Annotated in this window: 8 protein-coding genes; all 8 read right to left on the reverse strand. The window is 46.6% G+C overall.

What is annotated here, in order from left to right; all coding sequences use genetic code 11:
- Positions 1–73: 73 nt before the first annotated feature.
- Entirely contained in the window at positions 74–1,204 is a 1,131-nt protein-coding gene (locus tag FHS16_RS20705) for an efflux RND transporter periplasmic adaptor subunit (RefSeq protein WP_183567099.1), read from the reverse strand.
- A gap of 21 nt (positions 1,205–1,225) precedes the next feature.
- Positions 1,226–2,095: a carbohydrate ABC transporter permease gene (locus FHS16_RS20710; RefSeq protein ID WP_376769688.1), complete on the reverse strand. Its 870-nt coding sequence runs from the start codon at positions 2,093–2,095 to the stop codon at positions 1,226–1,228.
- 17 nt (positions 2,096–2,112) lie between these two features.
- Entirely contained in the window at positions 2,113–2,988 is an 876-nt protein-coding gene (locus tag FHS16_RS20715) for a carbohydrate ABC transporter permease (RefSeq protein ID WP_183567105.1), read from the reverse strand.
- Positions 2,981–4,426: an ABC transporter substrate-binding protein gene (locus tag FHS16_RS20720; protein WP_221226432.1), complete on the reverse strand. Its 1,446-nt coding sequence runs from the start codon at positions 4,424–4,426 to the stop codon at positions 2,981–2,983. Before FHS16_RS20720 ends, FHS16_RS20715 begins: the two co-directional genes overlap by 8 nt.
- Before the next feature lie 259 nt (positions 4,427–4,685).
- Positions 4,686–5,432, reverse strand: a complete 747-nt coding sequence (locus tag FHS16_RS20725) for a hypothetical protein (RefSeq protein ID WP_183567111.1) — start codon at positions 5,430–5,432, stop codon at positions 4,686–4,688.
- A complete protein-coding gene (locus FHS16_RS20730) occupies positions 5,429–6,865 on the reverse strand; it encodes a sensor histidine kinase (RefSeq protein ID WP_183567114.1) in 1,437 nt (478 codons plus the stop codon). Before FHS16_RS20730 ends, FHS16_RS20725 begins: the two co-directional genes overlap by 4 nt.
- Positions 6,866–6,868: 3 nt before the next feature.
- Positions 6,869–7,525, reverse strand: coding sequence for a response regulator transcription factor (locus FHS16_RS20735; protein WP_183567117.1), 657 nt, complete (start codon positions 7,523–7,525; stop codon positions 6,869–6,871).
- A 412-nt stretch (positions 7,526–7,937) separates the two neighbouring features.
- On the reverse strand, positions 7,938–14,603 hold the full coding sequence (locus FHS16_RS20740; protein WP_183567120.1) for an S-layer homology domain-containing protein: 6,666 nt from the start codon (positions 14,601–14,603) through the stop codon (positions 7,938–7,940).
- Between the last annotated feature and the right edge of the window lie 94 nt (positions 14,604–14,697).

Below are 14,697 nucleotides of genomic sequence, written 5' to 3' on the forward strand. Positions count from 1 at the left end.
ATCAAAAATGCCCTTAAGATCACATAGATCCTAAGGGCTGGTGTTTATCCATTATTGCCGCCGAGTGCAATCTTTAAGAAGGCTGCATGCGAATCTTATCCCCTTCCTGCAAAGGCTCGCTGCTCTCCATAATGATTTGCTCCTCCTCGAACATCTCTCCTGTAATGGCAGATTGCGATTCATTGCTATCCACGACTGTGATGTACATTTTCCGGACATAAAAGGCATTGCCTAAAGGCCCTGCCTTCTGCTCCAAGCCAAACACATACTTTTTGCCGTTTTCGTCGTGGATTGCGGAAGGGGAGATGAGAAGCATATCCTCCACACTTTGCGTCAAAATAACCTTTGCTTTCATGCCTTCCTTTACGCTATGATCCTCAATCGAAATCTGAAGCCTTTTCATTGGTATTCTTGCAGTCACGCCATCGCCATCCCCATTGCTCGGCACGCCTGCCTCATCATCCTGAATCGTTGCTACCCGACCTATGATTTGCCTAGCTTTCTCCTCGTCCACTAGCAGGTCCATCTCATCTCCTGCCTTCAATGAAGCAACGGCGGGATCAGGAAGATACAGCTCTAGCTCCAAACCAAGGCTTTGACTCGCTACGAGCACATCCGGCTCTCCTGTTGATGGGAAGCCTTCCATGGCGTTTACCTTTGTGACGACACCGTCAAAAGGAGCGATCAGCTTAGCGTTCTCCAGCAAGCTATCCTGCAATTTCTGGATTCTGCGCTGCTGGATATCGATATCAATCTCATAGCTCTTATAAGCATTTGTTGCGTCATTAATCGCTTTTGTATCCTCGCCTTGCTTAGCCTCTATGACGGCATACTGCAAGCTATCTTTGGTCAGCTTCAGCTTGGACAGAATGGCTTGTTCATCTAGGAGCTGCTGTTCCATTTCCTTCCCATCATAGGCGATAAGCTCCTGTCCCTTTTGGACAACATCACCTTGCTTGACGGCAACCTTCTCCACTTTCCAGCCGGATTGGCTGCTCAATGCCTTTTCTACCTTCCATTTCAATACACCGGTGCTTTCATATTCATGGTTGAGATTTCCCCGAATCACAGAGGCCAAAGTGACCTTAGGCAATGTTAATGACATTAATGTTTGACTGAATAAGGTGAAACCGATCAATATCAAGGTAAACACGCCTGAGACGACAGCGATTGTTTTCTTGCGTTTGTTAAGCTGTATTTCCACGATCATCACCCCGTGATTGGACTACCCTTTGATGCCCGACATTTGAATCCCTTCAATAAAGTAGGACTCTGCGTATAGAAACAGCAAGATCATAGGCGTCATGTACAATACCGAAGCAGCAAACGCGACGCCGCGTGCTCCCTCGTTAATTCTAGACAAATACAAGGACAAAGGCTGCTTGAAGGCATCCTCTAGAAAAATGAGCGGCTGCTCCACCATATTCCAATGGTCAACGAACAACAGTACGGTCAATGCTGCCATTCCTGGCTTAATCAGGGGAAGCATAATGGAATAAAAAATCCGCAATGGACCAGCGCCGTCAATCTTGGCAGCCTCCAAATAAGCGTAAGGAATATGAAGCATGAACTGCCGGAGCATAAACACGCCAAACGCGCCAAATATGCCGGGCAAAATAATGGCAGAAGAGCTGTTCATGAGCCCCAGCCTGCCCGCAATAATATAATTAGGCACGAGCGTCACTTGAAACGGCATCAGCATCGTCATGACATACACGATAAACAGCTTTTCCCGCCCCCAGAACTTGAGCTTCGCAAACGCAAAGGCCGCCAACGCAGCTACGGCAACTTGTCCTATAATAATCGGCAGCACGATACATACAGAATTCCAAAACATATGCAGAAACATCGGCTTATGAATCAGCACTTCGGCATATTGATCCAATGATACCCAGTCAGGAATCAGCTTCAAGTTGATAAATTCGTTTTTCTCACCCGCTGCAACGTCAACCATCTTGCCAATCAAATGATAATTATAGTCGATCTCGCTTTCTGCCATGAAAGAGTTCGAGAAGGTGATTATCATCGGAAACAACATAATCAAAGCAAAAGCTCCCATTATAACCGTTAGCATCGTCTTGCGTAACAAAGCCATTACATCCATGCTCCTCCCTATTCCATATAGCTGCGGAAGCGGCGTTCCAGCATCAGCATCGCGCTCACAAGCAGAAGAATCGCGCACACCATAAGAGCAGCGGCAGCCGTCAGCTTCTGCACATCCAGCGATAAGAACATATTGTTCATATAATGCTGAAGCATATAGATGCGGTCATGCGGGTAATCGCCTGCAATGAGATAGGTTTCGCGGAACACCTTGAAGGATTGGATAATCGACATGAGTACAACGAAAACCGTCGTCGGCGTCAAATACACCCATGTAATATGCCGCCACTTATGAAGCTCACCCGCGCCTTCAATATCCGCCGTTTCATAATAATCCTTCGGAATGCTTTGTAAACCTGCAAGAAACAAAATAATGTTGTAGCCGACGTTCTTCCATATATAGATCATGATCAACACAAGGATGGAGCCATCCGATTTCATCCAGTCGATTCGCCCCGCCTGCAAATGCTGCATCCATGCATTCAAGGTCCCGTTCCAATCGAACAGTATTTGCCACATCATCACTATCGAAGCTGCAGGCACGACAAGCGGCATAACAAATGCCGTCTGCAGCCAACCCCGAATAAACAATTTCTTATTCAGCAAATGTGCAAAGAGCAGCGACAGCATAATGATAAGCGGCACGCTCACACCTGTAAAAAGCAAAGTATTGGAGGCTGCTTTGCGGAACGAGCCGCTGGATAGGACTGCCTGATAATTGTCCAAGCCTACAAAAGAACCATCTATTGTCGTATCCTGAACGGAATACAATAAACCAGTCGCAAACGGAAAGAGATAAAAGATAGAAAATCCGATCATGCTGGGCGCGAGAAAGAGGACTGCGGCGAGCCATTCCTTGCGCAGATGCCTCGCAAAACTATTCATTTAAATAGGTTGTGACTCTATTCTGAATGAGCTTCGCTACATCTTTCGCCGATTTCTGTCCTGTGAAAAAGGCCTTCGTCTCTACCGCTATAATTTCATCGATTTGGGAGGGCTTGAACTGCAGCGGATAGGCTGCTCCGATTAGAAAATGATCCAAATCATCAATATCCTGCTGCGTAATCTCAAAGCTCTTGCCTTTCATCGGGCCAATCGGCTGATCGGACTCAACGCTCCCTTTCTCTACAATTCCTTTCGCTTGCTTCGCATAAGCGGCTTTGTTCAGCGGGAACCCTGCACCACTCTGCTTTGCCTGCATTTCTTCTGAGAGCAGAAACTTCAGAAAGTCCCACGCCTCAGGTTTAACCGCAGAGCGTTCATTCAACCCAATCGTCTGATAGGTTCTGAAGGAGCCTCCCGGATGCTGCTGATCTGTACTAGGACTCGAATAAAGCTTAGAACCGTAAGCATTGCCTCCCGAAAGAAACTCGCTTTGACGCAATTCCCGAATGTAATCGCCCGGAGAATTGATCTGCACGGTACGGAACAACGGGAACCGTGCCTCTGGGCCAACTACTTTTTCATCGAACAACACTTTGACCTGTTTGAGCAGATCGGTAAAGCTGCTTGATTCAAAGCTTGCTTTACCTTGTTCCTGATTGATAAATGTCGCAAAACGCTCATTTACAAATTGTGTGGTCATGTATTCAGGCAAGCTCCCGCCAAGCGCATACTGATGGTCCTTATCCATGCTTTTCGTCATCTCTTTGGCTGTCGCTATGAATTGAGCCCAGTTCCAGTTGCTGTCGTCGAACGGAACGCCACTCTTTGTAATTGCATCCTCATTGCCAATCATCCCATAAATAAAAAATCCGACTGGCAAGCCATACATGCCTCCATTCACCTGCATCCCATTTAATATATTTGTGAAGTAGTTATCTTTTTTGAAATCAGGATCACGATCGATGATCTCCCCAAGGTTCGCCAGCATTTTTTTCTTCACGTAACTGTCTGACGGCAGCTGGTCCATCTCGATCAGGTCGGGGCCTTTTCCCGAGAGCATTTCTGTTCCCGTTGTCTTCACGAATTTCTCAAGGTTTTCTTCCAACTGCGCATTATCCGAATCGATATATTGCAAGTCGATCGTAATATTCGGATGCTTGGCTTCGTAAAGCTTCTTGGCCTCTTTGAAGTAATTGCTTGGGAAAAAGGTAGAGAAAACGACGGTTTTCTTCTCTGTCGTGGATGGCCTTCCGAGGCCTGCTTGCTGGCCTGACGGGGAGCCGGGCTTATCGTTGCTATTCGATTGCTCCTCGCCTTTTCCGATATTGCTCATATTTCCGTTTCCGCCTGCGACACCGTTCTCGCCATGATTCCCGGTGCCAGTACTACATGCAGCGATAGCCCATGCAAATACCGTTGCAAGCACGATTAGCAGCATTTTTTTCACGATACATTCTTCCTCTCGGATTTTGATTTGATTTACGATTCATGGTACCCTGCAGTCTCCACCCGTATGCCGAATCTCTTGCTGGCACTCTCACAGTATACAAAGCGGATATATCATAAGTGAGATAGACTTATATTGAAGTTGTAAAGTTTGGATAGCAAACCATGCCACGCAAAAAAGGCTGACTCTGAGCCCTGTCAAGCGGCTTGGAATCAACCTTATAGCAGGCAATATGGAATAGGCTCTGTGCCTACAGCTTCGAATAATAGCTGAGCAAGGCCATTACATCTTTACTGAACCCCACTACCTCATGGCTGCCGAAATCAATCATGACACAATACTTCAAATCCTTGCCTTCTTTGCTAGTATAATATACCTCTACAGCTTGCCCCCATCTGGTCAAATCAACCTGACCGGTTAATTCAGACAATGGGTAACTTCCGTATTCTTCGATGAAACGATCCGCATAATCAAATACTTTTCCATCCGATTCTCCAGGCATGGCCATGCTTTCTCTATAGGAGCGAAGGATTTTCAGGATATCCCCGTCTTTGGCATTTAATACGATATCATAGACTACGGCTGGAGCATCCGAAGAAGTTAAGGTCACATTGAATAGACCGCCGGAAATACCCGAGAGTTCGCTGGTGAACGGCATCTGCTTCTGCTGAGTACGCCTCTGCATGGGCTGGGGAGCAATCGCTGCCTCATTCAACAGCTCCTTCAGTTTGTTCTGATCAATCGCCATGATTTCAAACTGTACGAGATCGATGACCAGCTTTTTTTTGAAATAAGTATTGACTGCCTGTATGCTCAGTGTCTTTACAGCATCCTGAGACAATACGCCTTCATACTCCAATTCATTGTTCTGATGCTCTTGAGGTATATTTTTGACCATTACAGTGTCCTTAGGAATACTGTTGAACCAGCCTTGGCATCCTGTCAGCATCGTTATGAACACTGTAAACAGCACGGTTATTCCAAATTTTTTCATCATCGTGACCCGCTTTCCGTATCGGTAGGCGCAAAGATAACTTCTACGATTGTTCCGTGCGGCATACGGCTGCTTATATGAATAGACGCATTGTGTATGTCTGCAACATTTTGGCAGATCGCAAGCCCGAGGCCTGCCCCGCTGCCGCTTCCCGTTCTCGATTTATCTGCCATGTAGAATGGCTCGAATATTTTGTCCTGATGCTCCTTTGCAATCCCAATGCCTTGATCCATAACAGCGAGAACGCAGCCATCCTCGCGCCAGAAATTGCGAAGCGCTACCGTCTGCCCCGCAGACGAAGCCTTCAGCGCGTTATCCACCAGATTAAAAATCAATACTTTGATCAAATCAGTCTCCAAAAGCAGATTCGCATCCTGGCAATCCAGTACCACCTGTACACCTTTATCCTTAACCATAATGTCCAGCGCCGGCTTCATCTCGGCAATAATCTTATGCAAGCTTTGCTGCTCCAGCTGAAAATGTCCCTTCTTCAGCAGAATCAAATCCATCAGCTTTAAGGAGAGCGATTCCAAACGTTTCCCTTCCGAGTAAATAACATTCAGTCCATCGACGAATAGTTCTTCCTTATATTTAGTCGTACGCAAAAAATTGGCATATCCGATAATCGAAGTCAGCGGTGTTTTAAGCTCATGTGTAAAATTATTAATGAACCGCTGCTTCTCCTCATTAATCCGCTCCAGCTCGATAATTTTATCTTCGACAACCCCAGCCATCTCATTGAAGCTGGCGCCTAGCACGCCGATCTCATCACGTGATTTCAATTGGACGCGCTCTGAAAAGTTACCTTGCGCTATCACTTTAGCTGTACGGTTCAGCCTGTCAATGGATCTCGTTAAGCTCTTGCTTACAATCAGCATGATCATCATGAATACGAGACAGGCAGCCAAATCCACTTGTGCAAAAAACTTGTACTGGTCAACGCGTTCCTGATAGACAGACGTAACATCCTTCATATACGTAAATACATAAGCTTTATGATTAATATCGGTAATGTTCGCAGTAAAAAGGATCGTCTTGGAGCCCATATCTCTAAGAATATAATGAATGCGATTATTAATCAGATTGCCCAGCTCACTTCGTTCTGCAGGCATTGGGAAACCCGAATTATTGAAAACCGTACGATTCGAATCGTCGGTAATGTCTAGATATATCTTCTGATCGCTGTTCTTATCCACGAATTCGTTGGCAATCCTCGTTAAAACCGTTTTCTCGTAATCGATCGAGTCATAGATTCGCAATATGGGTACGATTGCATCCACACTCGAATGAATGCTCATATTCTGGCTTAGAGCCACGTCAATAGCCTGCCCTAGCATTTTATTATGACTGCGTTCTATAACCATTATAGAAGCCGCGTTGAAGATAACGACAAACACTAGGATCGAGAATAGATAAATTTTCAGCCATAATTTCATCGATCACTCCTCCAGCCGGTACCCGATTTTGTAGATGGTTTTGATCTGCTCATGCAGGTTCAATTTCTTGCGGAGTGATTTAATATGCATATCTACTGTTCTAGTTTCCCCGTAGTAATCAACGCCCCATACTTTTTCTAGAAACTGTTCCCGTGTCAATGCAATGTTTTTGTTTTTGAGCAAAACGACTAACAGATTATACTCCTTGGGAGTCATATCCACAGGTTCGCCTTGGATCACGACTTCCCTTTTATCTAGATCCACTTGGACATGCTGAAAAGTTATGACCTTATCTTCCGTTCCGTATCTGCGCAGCACAGTTTCGATACGAGCCAATAGCTCAATGGCTTCGAAAGGTTTAACCATGTAATCCTCAGCGCCCAGCTTCAGTCCTTTCACTTTATCGTACACCGAGTTTTTTGCCGTTAAAAAAATAACAGGCGTGCCGTATGCCTTAATCCTCTCCATCAGCTCGAACCCGTCAAGGGAGGGAATCATGACGTCTAATAAAATGAGATTAAACTTTTCCTGTTTGAGTACGTCTAGCGCTGCCAAACCATCATAAACCTCGACCGTTTCATAGTGAACCAGGTTAAGATTCATTTTAATGATATTGGAAATGTGGATTTCATCTTCAACGATTAGTATCCGTTTGGTCATCTGTTCATTCTCCTGAGGACTCGTATTGTCAACATTCATCTTGATTATATATGCTGCGGAACGGATAGACAAAGTTACGGCTATGGTCTAGGCACTCGGAGCACCGGCGCGCTAAAACTAATTTCTATGCTTAGAAATGTGCTGGATAAAATAAAAAAGCCCACTGGAGAAGTCCCAATGAGCTTTAATATTACATTTTTGGTGCCGATAAGAGGACTTGAACCTCCACGTTTACCCCACTTTCACTAAATCAAAAATATAAGGCCATCTGTTATAAACCCCAGGGTATGCCTGAAAGCAGGCATACCCTGGGACTTAATAATTAAAATACTTCTGTCCAACCACGTTTTTGGAGAAACTACCTAGTGCTTAGAAAAAGATCGTTCTTCGCTGCGCCTATTTTATAGATGCTCTAAAATACAGCAAGCAGCTTTGACACAACCTGTACGCTTTCGGCACGGTTTGCATGCCCATTCGGTACAAACTGCTTGTTGCCTCTACCTTGGATCAGACCGAGTTCAGCCGCTGCATTTACTGCATCTTTAGCCCATGGGCTAATATTTGCGCCATCCATAAATGTAGCATCAGCCGAAGAAGCGACTTGCTTCCCTGATTTGTACTCGTACGCTCTTACAATAATCATCGCCATTTCTTGACGAGTGATGGTATTGTTCGGCGCAAATTCATCCGCGCTATGTCCGGTTACGATGCCCGCTTCGTAGGCTGCTGCTATGACTTTTGCATACCACATGGTACTGTCTACATCTTTAAAGCTGGTTTGTGAGCTTGCCTCCAGTTCGAGAGCGCGTGCGATGAATGCTGTAAATTCAGCACGGGTTACTTCTCGTTTTGGCCCAAACTCGGCTTCGCTTATACCCTGAACAATATGTTTTGCAGTCAACTTCTTAATTACATCATGGGCCCAATATTGTTCGCTTACATCCTCGAACGATTTGTCATATTCTAATGCAGCATATTTACTAAAATGCTGCACGGCTGCGGCCAACTGCCCATTCTCATATCTACCGCCAACATATTCGAGGCTGCCGTCATCCGCGATGTTATAGACCCCGGCTAAATCTAGATTCGCTTCATCGCTCGCACTCAGCTTGATTCTGATAGGCTTCGAGAACTTCGTTAGCTTTTTGGTTATTCCATCTTTCGTAACGATGGCTAAGTTGAACTCATAGACCTCACCGGCTGTTTTTACGTTCACTTTGTTTTTGGATTCCGCTTTTTCCAACAGTTCTTTTACGGTGTCAGCATTTACGACATCCATTTCAAACAAGATCTGAGCATTCTTTAGTTCAGTATCCGCTACGAGTCTCTGCAATTCCGTTAACACGTCGGCTGGGATTTCAAGTTCAACATCCTCGTCCTCGTGCATTATGACTAAATCGTTTTTACCATCGATCGCCGCCGCATCGGCGGGCAGCAACACTCTCTTTTCTCCTTTTGCGATTTTGACTATAATCTTTCCTTGTCCGTTCGATTTCGGGCCGGCACTTATGTTTCCATCCGGCGCGCTATATTGATTGATTCGAACCGGCACGTTGAAATCATCGACGTTAATATGCCCGAAACCTCCGGTTGATTGGTCGACGACCTTCATATAAAGCTCTTCGCCGATATAATCCGATGCGTCCCAAATCTTTCGTTGATACTCCTCGTAGTTCGTTGCCGTCGCTTTGAACAGCTCTGCTCCATCCGAGGCTCTAACGAGAGCAACGTATAAACGATCGATATCACGCCCCCCGCTGACGAGGAAATCAATCCTGCCGTTGCCGCCAAGAATGAAGTTTTGCGACTTAAGCGTGCCCGTTAAGCTGTCACCGCCGGCCGCTTCATTGTGTCCCCATAAATGAAAGCCGCCTGGAATTTTTCGCGAAGGATTGAAATAAATTTCATCCCAGAATTTTTCGACATTGGAAACATGAAGGTCCTGGAATGCATTTCCTTCCGTTATCCAATCTGTTAGATCGCCGGTAGCAAAATCATGGTTAGGCAATTCGGTAATATTATTGTACACGGAGTTATCCCAATTATCCGGCACGTAGACCGGGGCCGCCGGCTCACCCGTCAACGCATTCATGTCCCAAACTTCCATAGACTTTACGGTAATGTCGTCATTGGCCCAGACTTGCAAACCTAACGAGTCATATCTGCCCGCATAGACGCGCGTCGTTAATTTCTTCTTGTAGTTGGCGAACGCTTCGACAACGGATCGGTCCAGATAGATATGGAGCTTCAAGTTCTCTCCGTCCAGTTCGACGTAGCCTCCCTGGATACCGTCCACTCGTACGTCCGGGTCAATGCTGCTCTTGGTGCGGTCTACATTAAAGGTGCTCGTTGACTTGTCGTAATAAATAAGCGTTTCTTCTTCGCCATTATCTGAGCGTCGCACTTTGAGCCCGAATTTTTGGGCCTCGCCCGGATCAATTTCCATCACGATCTCCAGCATGTCTCCCTTAACATGTTTGAGATGCGCATTCGCGCTGTTCAGGTTTTTATTCGTGATATCGACCAATTTCGTTCCTCGTAGTTCATGCAATTCCTCTATCGGTTCGATTTTCAAATTGTCATTGGAGTCCAAGCTCAAAGCAACCGGCAGCGCCAAATTGTGTGCCCAACCCGATGAATATTCGGCTTGCGGCGTTCTAACGTTCTGCACCATCGAGAAAATGACCGATCTGCCGTCAGGCGTAACCAGACCGCTTTCTGCCGTTAAGTAACCATCGCCCACATCCATCTTTGAAGGCGCCTCTTGGTCAGGAATAAATCGGAAGCTATCCCGATCCCAAGTGCCGATCCAATAGAAGACCTCAACGTCTCTTTGCACATCGTTGGTCGGTAGAACATGTTCAGGCTTTTCGTGAGGGTTAATGATAAAAATGTGCTTTTTGTCCCCTTGGCTATCCGTACCTAGCGGCAGCAGCACCGGCAATTCCCACACCGTTCCAAGTTCCGGGTAAACGTTTCTGTTGCTAGTGTATAAAGGTCCTTTGTACTCCCAATTGTACATATCATCGGATACATAAATGAGAGCCGTACCGCTGCTAAAGTCATCCATCCCGGAGGTAACCAATTGATACCACTTATCGACCTCTTCGTCGTACCATACGAACGGATCCCGGAATTCATTTTTAATGCCGTTTCCGTTTTGTTCCGTTACAGGCACAGGATGTTTTACCCAATCTTCCAGATAAGGATCCGTTAAATCGGCCGGTGTTGCAATCGCTGTTCGTTGGTTGGGAGACAAGGAGTCATTGCCTGCCGTATAGAAAAGAACAGGATTACCGTCTGCATCATATGTCGCGCCGCCCGACCAAGCTCCGTCCGGATCAAGGGTGCCGGCTTCCGGCGCGAGTGCTGGCTTTACATTCTCCCAATGCACCATATCGTCGCTGACCCAGTGGCCCCAGTGAATTTGATGCCAGAAAGGTCCTTGCGGATTATGCTGATAGAACAGATGATATTTGCCGTTGTAATAAAATGGCGCATGGGCCTCGTTCATCCAGTTTTGCGGCGGCATGGCATGGTATTGAGGGCGATGCTGATCACCATCGAACACGCTTGGATCTTCATCGATGTCGGCGTCCGGAATATTCGGAACCTCGCCGCCGTGCAACACCTTCACGCTCTCATATTGCGCGAGTACCTCTTGCGCCGTCAGCGCTTTATTGCGCAGGCTCACTTCATCCATAAGACCGCTAAACATATTGAAGGAGAACAATCCAGCTAACTCAACTGGTTTACTGTTTTTCCCGATGATCAGATTTTCCGTGGACGGCGTGATCGGTATATTTATTGGCGTCACTTTAGAAGCGGCTTCCTCACCATTTAAATATACCTTAATCATTCCTACCTCTTTATCGAACGTAGCGACCACATGATTCCACTTGTATTTTTCCAACGGGCGATCGTGCACCCAAACTTCTATCCATTGGCCGCCGATGCCAACCTGCATCGACCATGAGCCATGCCGATACATGCCAAGGGCAAAGCCTTCGGCTTTATCCTGATCGGATTGATTCACAATTGCGGAAAGCTTGTTACCGTCTCCCCACTCATAACTGCGCGGGGACACCCACGCTTCGATGGTTAACGCATCATTGACGGGCACGATCTCCTCGGCATCGATCTCGATATAATTGGAGTATCCGTCAAACAGCAAGGCGCCGCCTTTTACCCCGTTCGAGCTCCACCTTGGATCCTTCGAATTCATGTATCTGGCGTCATTAAACACGTAATTCACATTATGCTCAAGATTGCGAACTTCTTCGAGCGCCGTCTTTCCGCTACCTTCATCAAGGCTCAAGTGAGCAATGGTTCCTGTCGTGTGCGCTTGGAAGCCATCGACGGCAATGCTGGCTTCATTGGAATTGTCGATTACCTTTACGTACACCTGTTTGCCGAAATGCTCCTGAACGCTCCAGGAAATTTGTTCATTGCCGCTTATATCCCCTGTCTTCTGGAGCATTGCATGGCTATCTGCATCGAATAGCGCAACAAAAGCATCTTCGGAGTTTTGAATCTCCAATATACGGAAGTTGATTACTCCAGCGCCTTGAAGCGTAAAGACATTGGATGTAATGGAGCCTTCTCCTTCATCGCTGGATGCCGCGTAGAACGTTCCTTCCTTCGCCTCAAGAGCCTCATTCATTACTTGAAATGCGCTTCCATCCCTTGTCCAGTCGGTGAAATCCCCGGTTTCAAAGCCGCGATTGGCAATCTCCTTCGGCATGATATTTACCGCGTAGATCCCTTCTGCCGGTACAATTTCATTGAAGGTGTGGAAAGCGTCCGCAAAAATCATTCCCCAATCCGATGTCCCGTTATCGACAATTTCAAAGTACAGATTTTTGCCTATATGTTTAGACAAATCGGCTCTATACTGCTCCATATTCGCCAGACGCAATCCCTGATCCGGATTCGGGAAATTTATGTCGGCGAATTCGGTATTGCCGTATCTGGCAATCAACTTGCCTGTATCCGCGTCGACGACATTAACATAAACCAGTTCCGTGTGCTTGCCGCCGCCTAGTCTAAAACTAATCCAGCCTGTGCCGCCTAACTCGAACGCCGAAGAACGAAGCTTGCCTGTTTCGGCTTCCAAGGCTCTCAAACCGTTCAAGTGATAACTGCCTTCTTGATGATACGGAATATTCTCGTTCCAGTAAGTCGTTTCATCAGAAACGCTGTCGCCGTCAAATGCTTGGCCCTCTACGATCGTCCAGCCTGTTAAATCCCCAGTTTCGAAGCTGGGATTGTCGACTTGATACCGTTCGAAATCAGGTTTGATATCAGCCGCAACAACACCTTCGGCTGGTTCTACTTCATGATGCATGAAGAACGCGTCCGCAATAATAATGCCCCAGTCATTCGTTGCGTAATCGACAATCTCTACATATAACTCCTTGCCTAAATGGTCGGACAGATCGGCTTTGTACTGCTCCATGTTCGCCAAACGCATGCCCAGCCCCGGATCCGGGAAGTTAATATCCGTAAATTCGCTATTGCCGTATCTGGCAATCACTTTCTTCGTGTCCGCCTCGACGATATTGATGAATGCTTTGCTCGAATTTTTGGCTCCACCCAGCTTGAAGCTTATCCAGCCGCTCCCTCCTAGTAGGAAGTTTGAAGAACGTACGACTCCCGTTTCAGCCTCCAGATGCTTCCAACCATTTAAGTGATATGTGCCTTCCTGATTGTAAGGAATATTTTCTGCCCACCATGTCGCATCTCCTGATACACTATCAGGACCAAATGCCCCGCCTGAAACAATTGTCCAGCCTGCCATATTACCAGTCTCGAAGCTTGGGTTCACAAGCTCGTTCGTAATCTCCGTCTGTTGCAAATTGGTTGCTAGAATCCCATCCATCGGCTCGGCTGCCAGATACATAAAGAACGCATCTGCGAACAAGACACCCCAATCGGAACTTGCGGCATCAATGATTTCCAAATACAGCTCCTTGCCCAAATGAAGCGACAAATCGGCCTTGTACTGCACCATATTGGCCAGACGCATGCCCTGATCCACATGCGGGATGTTCACGTCGGCAAACTCGGTGTTTCCGAATTTGGCCACAATGTTGCCCGTATCCGCTTCCACAACGTTCACATGCATCATCTCGGTATTTTTGCCGCCCCCCAGCTTGAAGCTGGTCCAGCCGCTGCCGCCTAACGTGAAGGTGCTGGAGCGGAGCTTTCCAGTATTGGCTTCGGATGTTTGCCAGCCATTCAGGTGATAGGAGCCCTCCTGATTGTAAGGAATGTTTTCCGCCCACCAGTAAGTTGAATCCGTTACGCTAGTAGGTCCGAACGCATCTCCTTCGATGACCGTCCAACCAGTTAAGTCTCCCGTCTCAAACCCTGCATTTTCAATCTGGGCATCGGTAAGATTCGGCGTAAGATCTGTTGCAATCACGCCTTCAGCCGGATCGGCAAGGTGATAAGTAAAGAAGGCATCTGCAAAGAGCGCCCCCCAATCGTTGCTTGCTTGATCTACGATCTCTAGAAATAGTTTCTTCCCTAGCTGAGCGGACAAGTCAGCCTTATACTGCACCATATTTGCTAGACGCATGCCTTGATCCTCATTTGGAAAATTAACATCAGCAAACTCCGTGTTTCCGTATCTGGCAACTAGCTTTCCCGATTCCGCATCCACTACGTTAACATGCACCTTGTCCGTATTCTTGCCGCCGCCCAGCTTGAAACTAATCCAGCCGCTGCCGCCTAACGTAAAGATACTGGAGCGAAGCTTGCCTGTAGCTGCCTCGGTGGTTTTCCAACCGTTCAAATGATAGGCACCTTCTTGGTTATACGGAATTTCTTCCGCCCACCAAGTAGTTTCATTCGATACGCTGTTTGAACCGAATACGCTTCCTTCAACCACAGTCCACCCTGTTAAATCGCCGGTTTCAAAGCCTGGATTCTGTATCTCAAAGACATCATCCGTTACTGGCGGATCTTCAGCAGAAACGCTTGTTACGAAATAAGCGGGAACGATCAATTGAAAAACCAACAGCAATGTAGTAACAATAGCAATTTGTTGCCTTTTAAAATGACCTATTAGCATTGAAGAACCTTCTCCTTTTTGATTCAGCTAGAACTTAAACTAGTTATAAAACATACGAAAAAAACTTTGCAACCCCATGATGAAACGTTTCCAA

This window comes from Paenibacillus endophyticus, from assembly GCF_014192395.1.
Taxonomy (GTDB): domain Bacteria; phylum Bacillota; class Bacilli; order Paenibacillales; family Paenibacillaceae; genus Pristimantibacillus; species Pristimantibacillus endophyticus.

Bases quoted from the DNA above. Each gene is read 5' to 3' on its own strand.
- FHS16_RS20725 (WP_183567111.1), bottom strand. From the start codon at position 5,432: ATGATGAAAAAATTTGGAATAACCGTGCTGTTTACAGTGTTCATAACG.
- FHS16_RS20710 (WP_376769688.1), bottom strand. From the start codon at position 2,095: ATGGCTTTGTTACGCAAGACGATGCTAACGGTTATAATGGGAGCTTTT.
- FHS16_RS20720 (WP_221226432.1), bottom strand. From the start codon at position 4,426: ATGCTGCTAATCGTGCTTGCAACGGTATTTGCATGGGCTATCGCTGCA.
- FHS16_RS20730 (WP_183567114.1), bottom strand. From the start codon at position 6,865: ATGAAATTATGGCTGAAAATTTATCTATTCTCGATCCTAGTGTTTGTC.
- FHS16_RS20735 (WP_183567117.1), bottom strand. From the start codon at position 7,525: ATGACCAAACGGATACTAATCGTTGAAGATGAAATCCACATTTCCAAT.
- FHS16_RS20715 (WP_183567105.1), bottom strand. From the start codon at position 2,988: ATGAATAGTTTTGCGAGGCATCTGCGCAAGGAATGGCTCGCCGCAGTC.
- FHS16_RS20740 (WP_183567120.1), bottom strand. From the start codon at position 14,603: ATGCTAATAGGTCATTTTAAAAGGCAACAAATTGCTATTGTTACTACA.